Source organism: Duganella sp. Dugasp78 (assembly GCF_059491455.1).
In genome coordinates, this window is the sequence record NZ_CP168506.1 from 4,020,158 (window position 1) to 4,035,892 (window position 15,735).

The window sequence follows — 15,735 nt, forward strand, 5'->3', positions numbered from 1 at the left end:
TTATTGACAACGGACCGAGGCCAGCGGCTTGCCGGCCTCGCTGGAAGCTGCCGCGCCAGCGCCTGCGCCGACGCTCATCGCGCAAGCGTGCAGGCCGACAGTGATGCCGGATTTTTCCGCATCGCCGGCGGCGAACGCCAGCCGCCAGCGCTGCTCCGCAGGTGAGCGGAACAGCGCAACCACGCCGATGTAGTAAGCCTCGCGCGTGACCTGCTCGATGATCTCGTAGCGCTGCCCTGGGATCAGCATCACTTCCTTGACCTCCAGCAGATCGTTGCCGAGCAATTCACGTTCTCCGCGTGCGCTGAGGAAGCCGTCGAATGGTATCTGCTGAAACGCTGCCGACTGCCGCAGCTTATAGATCCGCGCCGCCAGCGCCAATGGCTGGGAACCTGCGCCGGCATTGAGGTTCTGACTTGCGTGCAAACGGATCGCCACATTGCGAGGCGGCTTTTGCGCATCCGGGAGTTCAGCGCATCCCTGTAACGCCAGCAGCCCCGCGATAACGATAGTCTTCTGCGCGTTCATATTTTCTCCAGACGATGCAGTCATTAGAACGAAAGGTTGCAGATCGAAAATTGATTCGGCGCAAGTAAAGCGGCAACGAAACAGTAGTTGAGTCAGCGCAATGGCGGGCGCGGGCATTCATGAATAATGGGTTCCCTCATGACCGCATACGCAAAAGGAGAATTTGATGATCACTCCAAGAACCTGGTTGCCCTGCATGGCGAGCTTGTTGCTGCTGTCGGCTTGTGCGACTGACGGCGACCCGGTCCGCAGCGACAAGCTGCAAGCGTCGACGCTGGAACATGCGCTAGCCGAAGCCGATACCGCGCTGGCATCCGGCCAGAGCGACAAGGCGCAGACTATCCTGAAAAGCGCCGCAACCAGCTACCCGGCCGACAAGACGCCCTGGCTGCATATGGCGCAGATCAAGTTCGACCGCGCCAGCTATGGCGAAGCGATCACGAATGCGTTGGAGGCATTGCAGCGAGATCCCAACGACAAACTCGGTAACAGCATCGTCGCCGTTAGCGGCCTGCGTTTGTCGACCAAGGCGCTGGCGGACCTGAGCCAGCAAAACAATCTCAGTGGCTCGCTGCGGTCCGAAGCGCAGGACCTGGCCAAGCTGCTGCGCAGCAGCCTGGGAGAGGATGTGCTGGTGCCCACCTCAAACAACGCCGCGCACAAGACGGCTCCCGCGGCAGCCATCAGCAGGAAGGCTCTCCTCGCGCCGGCGGCGCCGCATCCTAAGGCGAGCAACCAATCCAACAGCAGCGACCCTTTCGGCGGATTGAAGTAAGTCCGCCGCCCGCGTTTTCCTTTTCGATGGAGTGTGTATGGCTAACGGAGACAGTGTACAAAAGCGCCTGACCAAGGTGCGGCCGCCACGGGTTCAGATGACGTATGACGTGGAGATCGGCGACGCGATGGAAAACAAGGAGCTGCCGTTTGTTGTCGGCGTGGTTGGCGACTTCGGTGGCAATTCGGAAATTGAAAAGAAGCGCCTGAAGGACCGCAAATTCGTCAGCATCGATAGTGGCAATTTCGACGAGGTGCTGAGCGGCGTTGAACCCGTGGCGCGCTTCCAGGTGCCGAATCAACTCAGCGGCGGTGACACCAGCTTCAATGTGGAGTTGCGGTTCAAGGCGATGTCGGATTTTCGTCCGGAGGCGGTGGTGCGGCAGGTCGAGCCGCTCAGCAAGCTGCTGGAAGCGCGCAGCAAGCTCGCCGACCTGCGCAACAAGCTGGCCGGCAACGACAAGCTGGAGGACATCCTCAGCGAGGTGCTGAAGAATACCGACAAGCTGGCCAGCTTAAAGTCCACAAAGGGAGGCTGATATGTCCGTACAAGCGAACCAGATGCAGGAAGCCGCGCCTGTGGTGGAAGGCGCCAGCCTGCTGGACCAGATCGTCGAGCAAAGCAAGGTCGCCAAGTCCAATGTGGAACATGAGCGTGCCAAGGACATCATCTCGGAACTGGTCAGCCAGGTATTGGATGGAACGGTGGTCGTATCGAACAATCTGTCGGCCACGCTGGATGCGCGCCTGGCGGAGCTGGATCGGCTGATCTCCAGCCAGCTGAGTGCCATCATGCACGCGCCGGCTTTTCAGAAGCTGGAGCAAAGCTGGACCGGGCTGCATTATCTGGTCAAGAACTCGGCCACCGGTCAGGGGCTGAAGATCCGTATGCTCAACGCCACCAAGCGCGAGCTGGTGAAGGACTTCCAATCGGCGCTGGAGTTCGACCAGAGCTCGATGTTCAAGAAGGTCTACGAGGAAGAATTCGGCACCTTCGGCGGCGCGCCCTACGCGGCGCTGCTGGGAGACTTCGAAATCTCGCGCCAGCCGGAAGACATGTATTTCATCGAGCAGATGTCGCACGTCGCCGCCGCCTCGCATGCGCCGTTCATCGCTTCGGCCGCGCCTGAGTTGTTTGGTCTGGAGAGTTACGGCGACCTGGCCAAGCCGCGCGACTTGTCCAAGGTGTTCGACACCGTGGAATACGCCAAGTGGAAGGCCTTCCGCGAATCGGAGGACTCGCGCTACGTCGGCCTGGCGCTGCCGCGCTTCCTGGGCCGGTTGCCATTCAATCCGGTCGACGGCACCACGGTCGAAGGCTTCAACTTCGTCGAGGAGGTGGATGGCACCGATCATCAGAAATACCTGTGGTGTAACGCCGCCTATGCCTTCGGCGCCAAGCTGACCAAGGCCTTCGACGATTTCGGCTGGTGCGCGGCGATTCGCGGCGTCGAAGGCGGCGGCCTGGTGGACGACCTGCCCACCCATACCTTCAAGACCGACGAGGGTGAGATCGCGCTCAAATGTCCGACCGAAGTCGCCATCACGGACCGCCGCGAGAAGGAGCTGAGCGACCTGGGTTTCATCTCGCTGGTCCACTGCAAGAACACGGCCTACGCCGCCTTCTTCGGCGCGCAGTCGACGCAGAAGGCCAGGAAGTACAACTCGGAAGCGGCCAACGCCAATGCGGTCCTGTCGTCGCAGCTGCAATACATCTTCGCCGTCTCGCGCATCGCGCACTACATGAAGGCCATGATGCGCGACAAAATCGGCAGCTTCGCGGCGGCCTCCAATGTCGAAGATTTCCTCAACCGCTGGCTGATGAAATACGTCCTGCTGGACGATAACGCCAGCCAGGAACAGAAGGCCCAGTTCCCGCTGCGCGAAGCGTCGGTGCAGGTGCACGAGGTTGCGGGGCGGCCGGGCGTGTACCGCGCGGTGTCCTTCCTGCGGCCGCATTTCCAGCTGGATGAATTGTCCGTTTCCCTCCGTCTGGTCGCGGAGCTGCCGCAGTCGACCAACAACTGATGTCCACTATAACCTGAGACAGGAGCATGCAATGGCAATCGACGTCTATCTTTACATTGATGGTATCAAGGGCGAGTCCAACGACGACCGGCACAAGGACTGGATCGAGTGCAAATCGGTCAGCTTCGGTGTGGAGCAGCCGAAATCGGCCACTGCCTCCACCGGCGGCGGGCATACGGCGGAGCGCTGCGAGCATCGCGACATCGTGCTCTCCAAGCTGGCCGATTTGTCCTCGCCCATCCTGCTGCAAACCTGTTCGGCGGGACGCACCATCCCCAAGGCCAAGTTCGAGTTCATGCGCGCCGACGCCCAGGGCGAACGCGTGAAGTACTTCGAGATCGAGATTGAAAATGTGCTGATCGGCGCCGTCTCGCCGGCTGTCGAGGAAGGCGACATCCTGACCGAAGACGTTGCCCTGAAATTCTCGAAGGTCAAGTGGAAATACACCCAACAGAAAATCAGCGGTGGCGCCGGCGGTAACACCTCCGGTGGCTGGGACCTGGCCAGCAACCGCATCGTTTGAACCTTGTTCCCCCCGCGCCCGCTGCGAACTATGCGGTAATTCGTCGCGGTGCGCTTTTGTGGCCAGGCCGGCCCGGCCTGGCCTTTTTTTGAAAGCACGCGATGAATGGCTTTACTCCCGGCCTGTTCGACCGTTTGCTGGACCCGCAGGGCGGCCACGCCTGCAACGGCACGGGCCTGTCGCTGGAGCAACTGAAGGATGTCGTGGCGCGCGACCTCGAGGATTTGCTTAACACGCGCTGCGCGCTACCCGAGGAACTGCTGCATGCCTACCCCGAATGCACCGGCTCCATCGTCAACTACGGATTGATCGACTTTGCCGGCATGTGCCTGAGCAGCAGCGAGGACCGGACCCGCATCTGCGCCTGCCTCAAGGCCGCCATCGAACGCCATGAGCCCAGGCTGCGCAACGTGCAGGCAAGCCTGGAGCGCCAGATCGGTTCGATTAACCGCGTCAGTTTTGCCATCAGCGCAACGCTGGCGGGATTGCCCATGCGCGAAGCAGTCAGCTTCGACGCCGTCCTGCAGCCATCCTCGCTGCACTATTCAATCAACCGCAGCATCCGCGGAGCGTAAGCATGAATCTCAATCTGAAAACCCTGATCGGCAAGCTCAATGACACCACCCGTCTGGCCGCCACGCGCGCCGCCAGCATCTGTGTGGCGCTGGGGCAGTATGAAGTGGAGGTCGAACACCTGTTCCTCGCTTTGCTGGAGCAGGAACGCTGCGATGTGGCGCTGATCGCTCGCCAGTGCGGCGTCAGCACCGAGGCGCTGGAGACGGATTTGCACCACGAAGTCAGTCAGTTCAAGACCGGCAGCACCCGCACACCGGTGTTCTCGCGCCAGCTGCCGCTGCTGTTGGAGCATGCATGGCTGATCGCATCGCTGGCCACGCCCCAGCCGGACCTCATCCGCAGCGCGCACCTGTTGGTCGCGCTGCTGACGGAGCCGGACCTGTCGCAGCTGGCCCTGCGCGCCTCTCCGCTGTTCGGGCAAATTCCTATCGATGAGGTCAAGCACAAGCTGGAGAAATACACTCATGGCTCGCAGGAAGAAACGGCCGCAACCGACGCAGCCACCGCCACCCCGCTTGTCGACATGGCGCCGCAAGGCAGTCCCCGCACGCCGGCGCTCGACCAATACACCACCAGCCTGACGCGATTGGCGCGCGAAGGCAAGCTCGATCCCGTCATCGGCCGCGAGGCCGAAATACGGCAGGCGATCGATATCCTGATGCGCCGCCGCCAGAACAATCCCATCCTGACCGGAGAGGCCGGCGTCGGCAAGACCGCCGTGGTGGAAGGCCTGGCGCTGCGCATCGCGGCCGACGACGTGCCGGACGTGCTCAAAGGCGTGGAGATCCGCACGCTGGACATGGGGCTGTTGCAGGCCGGCGCCAGCGTCAAGGGCGAGTTCGAGAACCGGCTGAAGAACGTCATCGACGAAGTCAAACAAAGCCCGCACGCGATCATCCTGTTCATCGACGAAGCCCACACGATGATAGGCGCGGGTGGTCAGGCGGGCCAGAACGACGCGGCCAACCTGCTCAAGCCAGCGCTGGCGCGGGGCGAGCTGCGCACCATCGCCGCCACCACCTGGAGCGAATACAAAAAGTATTTCGAGAAGGATGCCGCGCTGGCGCGGCGCTTCCAGGTGGTCAAAGTCGATGAACCGAGCGAGGAAATCGCCAGCGCCATGCTGCGCGCCATGACGCCGTTGATGGAGCGGCACTTCGGCATCCGCATCCGCGATGAGGCCGTGACCGAGGCGGTGCGGCTGTCGCACCGCTACATCAGCGGTCGCCAGCTGCCGGATAAGGCGGTCAGCGTGTTGGATACAGCCTGCGCCCGTGTCGCGCTGGCGCAGAGCGGCACGCCGGCCCTGTTGGAGAACGCCGCCAGGAGCATGGAGCGGCTGTGCGTAGAAATCGCCGCCTTGAAGCGTGAGGATGACGGCCATGTACACGCCCGGCGCCTGCGCCAGTTGGACGATGCGCATGCTGCGTTCAAGACGGAGCACACACAGCACAACGAACGCTGGCAACGCGAGCAGGCGATCGTCGCCGCCATCGCGCGCGGGCGCGCAGCCGCGAACGGCGTGGCGGAAACCCAGGCGCTGCTGACGGAACTGGCAGCGCTGCAAGGCGAAACGCCGATGGTGCCGGTCGACGTGGATGCCGCCACCGTCGCCGCCATCGTCTCCGGTTGGACCGGCATCCCCCTGGGGAAAATGGTCAAGGACGAGATCCGCACCGTCCTCAAACTCCAGGATGCGCTGCAGACGCGCATCCTTGGCCAGAGCCACGCCATCGCCGCCGTGGCCCAGCGCGTGCGCACCGCGCGCGCCAACCTGGACGATCCCAACAAACCCAAGGGCGTGTTCCTGTTCGTCGGCCCGTCCGGCGTCGGCAAGACCGAAACGGCGCTGGCGCTGGCGGACCTGCTGTACGGCGGCGAGCGCAAACTCCTCACCATCAACATGAGCGAATACCAGGAAGCGCACAGCGTCTCCGGCCTGAAAGGTTCGCCGCCGGGTTACGTCGGTTACGGGCAGGGCGGCGTGCTGACCGAAGCGGTGCGCCGCAATCCCTACAGCGTGGTACTGCTGGATGAAATCGAAAAAGCCCATCCCGACGTGACCGAACTGTTTTTCCAGGTTTTCGACAAGGGCGTGATGGACGACGCCGAAGGCCGCGAGATCGACTTCCGCAACACCATCATCATCGCCACCTCCAACGCCGGCTCGGCCGCCATCATGCAGGCCTGCCTGAACCAGGAGACACCACCGACCGATACCGCGCTGGAAGCGCTGCTGCGCCCCCACCTGGTCAAGCATTTCAAGCCGGCCTTCCTGGGCCGCCTGAAAGTGGTGCCGTACTACCCGATACCGGACGCGGTGCTGGCGCAGATCATTGCGCTCAAGCTGGACCGCATCGGCCAGCGCATCCGCGATCATCACCGCGCGGAATTCAGCTACGACCAGGCGCTGATCGAAGCGGTGCTGGCGCGCTGCACCGAGGTCGATTCCGGCGCGCGCAACGTCGACCATATCCTCAACGGCAGCCTGCTGCCGGAGATCGCCGAGGCGGTGCTGCAGCGGATGTCGGAAGGTGCCGCCGTCGGCAAGATCAAGGTCGGCGCCAGCAAACAGGGCCAGTTCAAATACACCATCAAATAGCGCGGAGGCGAACCATGTTCAGCATCGCTCAACTGCTGCAGCCCATCAGCGCGGCCCAACCCTGCGGCGAGGACGTCGCCTTCAGCGCGGAGGTGGACCAGATCGCGCTGGCGCGCGTGCACGACGACCCCACGCTCGACCAGGGCGAATGGATCGCGGCCCTGAAGGAGGCCGACTGGCCGCTGGTCGCCAGCCGCAGCGCCGCCATGATCGCCAGCCGCAGCAAGGACATGCGCCTGGCCGTGTGGCTGGCCGAGGCGCTCGCCAAGACACGCGGCCTGCGCGGCCTGGGCGACGGCTACGCGGTGCTGAGCGGATTGTGCGAACACTATTGGGACGGCATGTACCCAGTTGCCGACGACGGCGACTACGACCAGCGCATCGGCAACCTGTTCTGGCTCCTGGCCCGCACGCCGGTGCTGGTCAAGGAGATGCCATTGACGGAAGGCGCGGTGCTGCTGCCGGATGCGGAATACTGCTTCGCCATGCTGACCGACCTGGAACGCATTGTGGACCAGCGCCTGGGCGCGGACGGCCCAGGCTTCAGCGCCGCCAAGGACTGTTTGCAGACCGTAATCCGCAGCGTCGCGCCGGCGGGCAGCGTGACGGCGTTGGCGGCCACCAGCACCGCCGCGAGCGACCAGGTGGTGGTCGCCACCGGTGCGCCCCAGGACCGCCGCCAGGCGCTGGCGCAGCTGCGGGGCGTCGCCGATTTCTTCCGCCGCACCGAACCGCACAGCCCCGTCGCCTACCTGGCCGACAAGGCCGCCAGTTGGGGCGACATGCCGCTGCACGTCTGGCTGCGCGCGGTGATCAAGGACCCCGCCGCCATCTCCAGCGTCGAGGAGCTGCTGGGGGCGCAGGCCTCCGGCGACTAAGCGCCTGCTGGAAATATTTCCTTTGTGGCTATAGTTTTCCTTCAAATGGTGCTAGCATGGGTTGAAAGGCCTATCCATCCCCATTTGGAGGACAGCTATGAACAACCTGAAAATCGGCACCCGCCTCGGTTTCGGCTTTTCGCTCATCCTGTTGATGCTGACGGCGATGACCATCATCGGCATCCTCCGGCTCAGCAGCGCCAGTGCCATGACCGACCGCATGATCAACGAAAAAATCCGCGACGAGCGGCTCATCGCCGAATGGGGCAAGATCATCGAGGTCAACGCCGCCCGCACCACCGGGGCGTGGATGGTGGCCGATCCCGCCGACCAGAAAAAACTCGAAGGCATGATGGCCGAATCCTCCGGCCGCGCCACCAAGATCCAGGACCAGATCGGCGCCAGCATCGAGGACGAGGAGCTCAGACCCTTGTTCAAGAAGGTGCTGGATACGCGCAAGACCTACACCGACATCCGCAAAGCCGTCTTCACGGCCAAGAACGCCGGCGATCTGGAAAAGGGCAAGAGCCTCTACGAAGGCGACATGGCGCAAAGCCGCATCCTCTACCTGGACGCGCTGAAAAAATTCTCCGATAAACAGGCGGACCTGCTGGACCAGGCGGCAGTCGAGATCCAGCGCCAGTACACTACCGGCCGCACCGTGCTGGTGGCGCTGGGACTGGCCGCGATCATCATGGGCGTATGCGCCGCATGGTGGATCACGCGCACCATCACCCATCCGATCAACGAAGCGGTGAAGGTGGCGGAGACCGTATCGTCGGGCGACCTGACCAGCGATATCCAGATCAGCAGCAACGATGAAACCGGCCAGTTGATGAGCGCTCTCAAAACCATGAACACGAACCTGGTCAACATCGTGGGCCAGGTACGCAGCGGCACCGACCTGATGGCCAACGCTTCAACCGAGATCGCCTCCGGCAACCACGACCTGTCGTCGCGCACCGAGCAGCAAGCCAGCTCCTTGCAGGAAACCGCATCCTCGATGGAGGAGCTGACATCGACCGTGCGCTTCAACGCCGAGAACGCGCGCGAGGCCAACAAGCTGGCCGTCACCGCGTCCGAGATCGCCAGCCGTGGCGGCGCCGTGGTGGGTGAGGTGGTCAGCACCATGGGCTCGATCAACGACTCGTCGCGCAAGATCGTCGACATCATTTCGGTCATCGACAGCATCGCCTTCCAGACCAACATCCTGGCCTTGAACGCGGCGGTGGAGGCGGCGCGTGCCGGCGAGCAGGGACGCGGCTTCGCGGTCGTGGCTTCCGAGGTGCGCACTCTGGCGCAACGCTCGGCCGCCGCCGCCAAGGACATCAAAGGCTTGATCGACGACTCGGTGCAGAAGGTGGCGCAGGGTTCGGACCTGGTCGACAAGGCCGGCCAGACCATGAGCGAAATCGTCGTCAGCATCAGCCGCGTCACGCAGATCATGAGCCAGATCAGCCACGCCAGCGAAGAGCAGAGCCTCGGCATCGCGCAGGTGAACGACGCGATCACGCAAATGGATCAGGTAACGCAGCAGAACGCGGCGCTGGTGGAGCAGGCCGCAGCGGCGGCCGAATCGATGCAGGAGCAATCGGCCAGGCTGGCCGATGTGGTCAGCGTGTTCAAGCTCGATGGGTCGCAGATGGCGGCGCAGGCGCGTGCCTTGCCGCCTGCGCGTCCGCGCGTGGCGGCGCCACCACCGCGTCCGGTGGCGGCTGCGCCCAAGAAGGCGCTGGCGGCGGCACCCAAGCGCGCAACGGTCGCTTCCAGCGAATCCGACTGGGAAGAGTTCTAAGCAACGCCGGCGCCTTCGGTACAATGGCGGTCTATGACGACCAGCACCGGCGGCGCCGCCGCACCATCCACTCCACCTTCCAAACGCGCGCTGTGCGCCGTCTGCCTGCGTCCGCAGCAGACCTGCATCTGCCGCTGGGTCGCGGCGCTGCCGAATCAGGTGGAGGTGCTGATCCTTCAACATCCGATGGAAGTGAACAACGCCAAGGGCAGCGCGCGCCTGCTGCATCTGAGCCTGGCCAACAGCCGCCTGCAAGTGGGGGAGACATTCGCGCCGGAGCACATGCAGGCGTTGTTGTCGCCGGAGCGCCGCAGCGTGCTGCTGTATCCCGACACGGCGGCCGATCAATCGCTGGGTCTGACCGCAGCGCAGCCGTTCGATGCGGCCTGGCTGCGCGAGCCGCAGCTTCTGCGCCTGGTGGTGCTGGACGGGACCTGGCGCAAAAGCCGCAAGATGCTGTACCTGAATCCCGCGCTGCAAGGCTTGCCGCGCCTGCCGTTGCGCGACACGCCGCCGTCGCACTACCTGATCCGCAAGGCGCATCTGCCGGACCAGCTGTCCACGCTGGAGGCCACGGTCTACGCGCTGGCCCAGCTTGAAAACGATATAAACAAATTCAATCCGTTGATCGATGCCTTCGATGGTTTCGTCGCCCAGCAGGCGGGCTACGTTGCGCGGCCGCCGTCAGGCTCAGGCGATCAGCTTTAAGCCCGGCGGCAAGGATTCGCCCAGCATGCGTTTCTCGTCGGCCTGATCGAGCTGCACCACCTCGCGCACCATCGCACTCCAGTTGGCCGGCGCGCCAATGGCAGCAAGGCGCCGCAGGATTTCCGTCCGCAGCGTTTCGCCGATATCGCGGGTACGGTCGCCCGTCATGCGCGCCAGATGGGCGGCGGCGAAACCGGCCGGTTCCACCTTCTTCCAATCCAGCGACAGGATAACCGTCAGCCATTGCTCGACGACGGCCATTTCCACCACATCGTGCGCGCTGCCATGGAAAGGCTGGCGCGCGCCGACCCGGCTCAAGCCCCACAGGAAGCGCGCCTGTGCCGCTTCAGCCTTGCCTGCATCGGTGGCTGCGCCAAGGGTCTTGTTGGCCGCGGCTTTAACTGCGGCCTTGGTCGCCGCTTCCAGCTGGCCCAACATCCACGCGCCGATTTCGGCCTTGTAGTTGCCGGGAATGCGCTCCAGCGATGCGCCCAGGCGCAGCATGTCTTCCTCGCTGCCGTTGACCAGCGTGTGCGGGCGGCGTCCGCGTTCCTGCGCGTCGGCCTGCACGTTGAAGGCGAAATCGTCCAGCACGCGCAACTGCGCTTCCACACTCAGGCCGCCGGCCACGCGGCGCCACAGCGTCCACCATTCGGCGCAGACCTGGCTGTCCTTGTGGTGCTGGATGCCGGTGTCGAACATGGCCCACAGCTGCTCGATGCGCCACTCGTCGAGCGTGTAGCCGAAGCCGGGACGCAGGCAATAGCCGCTCAGGTTCAACCACGCGCGCTCGTGTTCGGACGAACGGCGGCGGCCTTTGGCGCGCTGCATCAGCGCGTCGAACAGGCGCCGCAGCAGCGGCGTCGCCCAGCTCTCGCGGCTGCCCAGCAGGTGTTCGAGCTGCACGCGCAGCTGCTTGACTTCCTTGATGTCGACCTGCTGCGCACGGCTGCCGAAAATGCGATCTATCTTGTCGATGGCGGCGTCGAAGCCGGCCTGCATCGGCGCCTCTTGCGGGGCAGCCGTATCGCTGTCGTCGTCAACGGCTTCGCCGCGCAGCTGGAACTCCAGCAACCAGCGCTGCGCGCCTTCGATGGCGGCGCAGTGCACGTCCAGCGTCCCGACTTCGCTCAGCGTGGCGGCCAGCTGCACCGGGATCTCCTTGCGGGCATCGGCGCTGCTGCTGTCGCGCAGTACGGTGGCGATCGGCGGCAGCTGGATGTAGTCGTCGGCTTGCAGCTCGACCAGCTCACCGGCTTGCGGTGGCGCGCCTTTGGAGATCGACGAGGCCAGGTGGAAGCGCACCGGCCGGCCAAGGCGCAGTGCGAAGGTGCGGTCGGCCAGCAGAATCTCGCGGTTCTCCACGCTGCCGCGCGGCAGAATGCAAATCGCGCGGCGCGGCTTGTCGTGGCGCGCTTCGTCGTCGAACAGCAGGAAGTAGCTGCGCGGCGAGCCGCCGCCGATCACCGGCGCTTGCCCGGCTTGGCCCAGCGCGTAGGCGACGCCTCCACGCGCTACCGCCACATCGGGATTGTCGTTGTGCAGAACTTGCAGCGGCTGTCCGCGCCAGTTGGACAGCGTAGCTTCCAGACGGCGGGCCAGCGCGTCGGCGCGGAACACGCCGCCGTTGAGCAGCAGCGTGTCCGGGATCGGGATGGCGATGCTATCGTCCGCCGCGATGCCCAGCGCTTCGCGCGCGGCCGCCGCGTGCTGGCGCAGGAAGCTGGCAAGGTGTCGCGTGATCGCCGCGTCGCTGGCGTAGGGCAGGCCGAATTCGACGATGGCGCCACGGCCGCGTCGCGCGGGTTCCTGCGCTTGGTTCAAAGGGAAGAAGCCGTCCACCACCAACGCCGCCACTTCCTCGCGCGTCAGGTCGGCCGAGCGCGAACCGCCGATCAGGCGCGAGCCGGAGCCGAGCAGGGTGACGGTGGTGCGTTCCGGCGCATCGGCCGCCAGCAGCAGTTCCTTCGCCGCCCGGCAGCGCTCCGCCAGTTGCGACAGGCTGCTGGCGGACAAACGCGTCGCCGCACCGCCGGCATTCGATGCCATGCGCGTCTCGACCAGATGCGCCAGCGCCAGATCCATGTTGTCGCCGCCTAGTATCAGATGGTTGCCCACGCCGATGCGGCTGATCTGCGGCTGGCCATCGATCATCTCGACCTTGATCAGACTGAAGTCGGTCGTACCGCCGCCGACGTCGCACACCAGCACCAGACGCGTGTCCGCCAGATCTGCGGCCAACGTCGCGCGCTGACGGAACAGCCAATCGTAAAACGCCGCCTGCGGTTCCTCCAGCAAGCGCAGGCCAGGCAGGCCGGCCATGCGCGCCGCCTCCAGCGTCAACGCGCGCGCGCCTTCGTCAAACGAAGCGGGTATTGTCAGCACCAGCTGTTGAAGTTCCAAAGGATGAGCAGGGAAGCGCGCATTCCACGCCGCCCGCACATGCGCCAGATAGGAGGCGCTGGCGGCCACCGGCGACACCTTGGCCACATCGGCCTCCGCGCCCCACGGCAGTATCGGCGCCATGCGGTCCACTTGGGGATGCGACAGCCAGCTCTTGGCGCTGGAGACCAAGCGCCCCGGCACCTGCGCGCCCAGCTTGCGGGCCAGGCGGCCCACCACCACTTGCGACAGGCCCGCCACATCGGCCGAAGACCAAGGCAGTTGCAGATCGCCGTCCGCCAGCTCACCCGGCGCCGGGTGATAGCGCAGCGATGGCAGCAACGCAGCCGCGCCGACTTCACCCGGTGCCACCAACTGCTCGATCTCGAACAGGCGAATTTGCGCGCTGCCCGGCTCGGAATAAGCCAGCACCGTGTTGGTGGTGCCGAGATCGATGCTGACGACGTATTGACTCATGCTCAGGCTTGGGCACCCGCGCGCACGTCGAACTCCACCTTCCAGCGCTGGCCGTCATTGGCCACCGCTTGCAGTTCCAGCGTGCCCGATTCGGTTGCCATCGCATGCAGCCGCACCTGCACCACATCGCTGGTCTGGCGGCCTTCCGGCGACAGCGTCGCCTGAATCTCGTTCAACTCGATCAGTTCATCGGCGCTCCAGAAGTCCAGTAGATCGCCGATCTGGTCCTGGCGGCGCACCGACGAACCGAAGAAGCGGAACTGCACCGGCTCGCCGACCACCAGGCCGAATTCCTGATTCGGCAATTCGATCTCGCTGCCTTCCTCCATGCCGAACGGCGCCACGCACAGCGCCTGGATAGGCGGCTCCATGCCGGGGATGGCCGGCATCGACGACTCGATCGCCACGTAGTAGGCGCGCGCCGTGCCGCCGCGAATGCGCACACCGCTGCCGCGCCGCACGTAGCTGTAGTAGGCCGCGCCGCGCGCCACCGCCAGGTCCAGGTCCGCGCCGCCCAGCATGCGCGCAGGCTCGGCGCCTTCCAGGTACAGCCAGTCGTTGATCGCGGCCATGATGCGCTGCGACAGCAGGTCCGACTTGAACACGCCGCCGTTGAACAGCACCGCCGTCGGATGCAGGAAGGTGGCGTCGGCGCTTTGCTTGCCGGCGTAGCCTTCCAGTTCGCTGGTCGCGCCCAGCTGGCGCGCCAGGAAGGCGGCCAGATGGCGCGTGATGCCCGCGTCCTGTGCATACGGCAGGCCAAGCTGCGTCAGGCCTGCGCGCGTGCGTACCGCCGGACGTGCCGACGCTTCCACCTGCGGGAAGAAGCCGTCGAGGATGAAGGTGGTCACTTCGTCGCGCGTCAGTTCGGTGCGGATCGAACCGCCGATCAGCTTCGAGCCGCGGCTCGGCACCACGATAGGCCAGGTATCGACGCTGGCGTCGGCCAGCAGTTTTTCCTTGGCGCTGCGGCAGCCGTAGGTCAGCGCGCGCATTTGCCAGGCATCGAGCTGAGTGCCGTTGGCGGCCAGCTTGCGCGCCACCAGGTGCGCCAGCGCCAGGTCCATATTGTCGCCGCCGAGCAGAATGTGGTCGCCCACCGCGATGCGGTGCGGTTCCAGCACGCCGTCGCGTTCCAGCACCGCGATCAGCGAAAAGTCGCTGGTGCCGCCGCCCACGTCCACCACCAGGATGATGTCGCCCGGTTTGACTTCCTTGCGCCAGCGGCCTTCGCTGCCCTGGATCCAGCTGTACAGGGCCGCTTGCGGCTCTTCCAGCAAAGTGAGGTTGGTGTAGCCGGCGGCGCGTGCCGCGTCGGCCGTCAGTTCGCGCGCGCCCGGGTCGAACGATGCGGGGATCGTCACCGTCACCGCCTGCTCGCCGAACGGCGCATCAGGGTAGGCCTGCTCCCATGCCTTGCGCAGATGCGTCAGATAGCGGGTCGATGCTTCCAGCGGCGAGACGCGCGCCACTTCTTCCGGCGCGTCGTTCGGCAGCAGCGCGGAGCGGCGGTCGACGCCGGGATGGCTCAACCAGCTCTTGGCGCTGGAGACCAGGCGGATAGGCGTGGTGGCGCCACGGCTGCGCGCCATCTCGCCGACCACGGCGCTTTGCTCTTCCGGCGACTGCGGCCACGGCAGGCTCAATTCGCCCGGCGCCAGTTCGTCGGCGTGCGGCAGGTAAAGGAAGGAGGGCAGCAGCGGCAGCTCTTCCACCGTGCCCGGTGCGGTCAGCTGCGGAACGGCCAGCACGCCGTGCTGGGTCTTCTCGCCATCGCTGGCGCTCAGGTCCACATAGGACAGCGCGCTGTGCGTGGTGCCAAGGTCGATGCCGATGGCGTAGCGTGGATCGCTCATAATTCCACCTCCGCCGGCGCCAGGATGGAGGCGTCGTGTGCCTCGGCCAGTTTCGGCAGACGCACGTTGGCGGCGCGCCAGCCGCGATGGCTCAAGGCGCCGCGGAACGGCGCGCTGCCGACCACGTTGCCGGTCAGGCGCACGGCGCTGGCGTCGAAGCCTTCTTCCAGCACCACGCGGCTGCCTTCGGCCTCGCTGCGCACCGCTTCGATGGTGAAGTGCTCGCGCAGCACCTTGCTGCATCCCTCATGCACCACGCGCGCGGCGGCGCCGATGTCGGCGTCGGAATAGGCGCTCAGGTTTTCCTGGGTGAAGTCGATCAGGCGCGCCTCGCGCTGGAACAGACTCAGAAGCTGCAAGGCAGCATCCGGCGTGGCGACGCGCAGTGGCGTTGGCGCGGGCGCGGGCGCGGGGGCAGGTGCAGGTGCGGCGACTGGCGCGGCGGCCGGCTGCGGCGCGTCGTCGATGCGCATCAGGCGGGCGGCGTATTCGGCGTCGGACAGCGCGCGGAAAAACGCGCCGATGGCGATGGAAATCCGGCTAAAAAACGACGGCAATGGTTGACTCGAATTGTTCATGTTGTTTGCTCGTATCGGGTGAGCCTGGTC

Annotated in this window: 13 protein-coding genes; 9 read left to right on the forward strand and 4 right to left on the reverse strand. The window is 65.1% G+C overall.

Features of this window, described 5'->3' with window-relative positions; translation table 11 throughout:
* Positions 1–528, reverse strand: a complete 528-nt coding sequence (gene tssJ, locus ACEN9O_RS17780; protein ID WP_495613177.1) for a type VI secretion system lipoprotein TssJ — start codon at positions 526–528, stop codon at positions 1–3.
* Positions 529–694: 166 nt separating this feature from the next.
* Here tssJ and ACEN9O_RS17785 point away from each other — a divergent pair, with 166 nt between their 5' ends.
* From ACEN9O_RS17785 to ACEN9O_RS17825, 9 genes are all read left to right on the forward strand, one after another.
* Complete coding sequence (locus tag ACEN9O_RS17785; RefSeq protein ID WP_495613178.1) at positions 695–1,303, forward strand: hypothetical protein; 609 nt, start codon at positions 695–697, stop codon at positions 1,301–1,303.
* Between the two features lie 37 nt (positions 1,304–1,340).
* Positions 1,341–1,841, forward strand: coding sequence for a type VI secretion system contractile sheath small subunit (gene tssB / locus ACEN9O_RS17790; protein ID WP_495613179.1), 501 nt, complete (start codon positions 1,341–1,343; stop codon positions 1,839–1,841).
* A 1-nt stretch (position 1,842) separates the two neighbouring features.
* A complete protein-coding gene (tssC, locus tag ACEN9O_RS17795; protein WP_495613180.1) occupies positions 1,843–3,330 on the forward strand; it encodes a type VI secretion system contractile sheath large subunit in 1,488 nt (495 codons plus the stop codon).
* 31 nt (positions 3,331–3,361) lie between these two features.
* Positions 3,362–3,853 carry an Hcp family type VI secretion system effector gene (locus ACEN9O_RS17800; protein ID WP_217944229.1) on the forward strand — a complete coding sequence of 164 codons (492 nt, stop codon included), beginning with the start codon at positions 3,362–3,364 and terminating at the stop codon, positions 3,851–3,853.
* A gap of 101 nt (positions 3,854–3,954) precedes the next feature.
* Positions 3,955–4,428 carry a type VI secretion system baseplate subunit TssE gene (gene tssE / locus ACEN9O_RS17805; protein WP_495613181.1) on the forward strand — a complete coding sequence of 158 codons (474 nt, stop codon included), beginning with the start codon at positions 3,955–3,957 and terminating at the stop codon, positions 4,426–4,428.
* 2 nt (positions 4,429–4,430) lie between these two features.
* Positions 4,431–7,031 (forward strand): type VI secretion system ATPase TssH, encoded by a 2,601-nt coding sequence (tssH, locus tag ACEN9O_RS17810; RefSeq protein ID WP_495613182.1) that lies wholly within the window; start codon positions 4,431–4,433, stop codon positions 7,029–7,031.
* A 14-nt stretch (positions 7,032–7,045) separates the two neighbouring features.
* Positions 7,046–7,909, forward strand: a complete 864-nt coding sequence (tssA, locus tag ACEN9O_RS17815; protein ID WP_495613183.1) for a type VI secretion system protein TssA — start codon at positions 7,046–7,048, stop codon at positions 7,907–7,909.
* Between the two features lie 97 nt (positions 7,910–8,006).
* On the forward strand, positions 8,007–9,704 hold the full coding sequence (locus ACEN9O_RS17820; RefSeq protein ID WP_495613184.1) for a methyl-accepting chemotaxis protein: 1,698 nt from the start codon (positions 8,007–8,009) through the stop codon (positions 9,702–9,704).
* Between the two features lie 33 nt (positions 9,705–9,737).
* Entirely contained in the window at positions 9,738–10,412 is a 675-nt protein-coding gene (locus tag ACEN9O_RS17825; RefSeq protein ID WP_495613185.1) for a tRNA-uridine aminocarboxypropyltransferase, read from the forward strand.
* Here the strand turns inward: ACEN9O_RS17825 and ACEN9O_RS17830 are convergent.
* The 3 genes from ACEN9O_RS17830 to ACEN9O_RS17840 are packed head-to-tail and all read right to left on the reverse strand — an operon-like array spanning position 10,395 to position 15,705.
* Positions 10,395–13,271, reverse strand: a complete 2,877-nt coding sequence (locus ACEN9O_RS17830) for an Hsp70 family protein (protein WP_495613186.1) — start codon at positions 13,269–13,271, stop codon at positions 10,395–10,397. The genes ACEN9O_RS17825 and ACEN9O_RS17830 overlap by 18 nt on opposite strands.
* A gap of 2 nt (positions 13,272–13,273) precedes the next feature.
* Positions 13,274–15,127, reverse strand: coding sequence for an Hsp70 family protein (locus ACEN9O_RS17835; RefSeq protein WP_495613187.1), 1,854 nt, complete (start codon positions 15,125–15,127; stop codon positions 13,274–13,276).
* Positions 15,124–15,705, reverse strand: a complete 582-nt coding sequence (locus ACEN9O_RS17840) for a DUF2760 domain-containing protein (protein ID WP_495613188.1) — start codon at positions 15,703–15,705, stop codon at positions 15,124–15,126. Before ACEN9O_RS17840 ends, ACEN9O_RS17835 begins: the two co-directional genes overlap by 4 nt.
* Positions 15,706–15,735 lie beyond the last annotated feature (30 nt).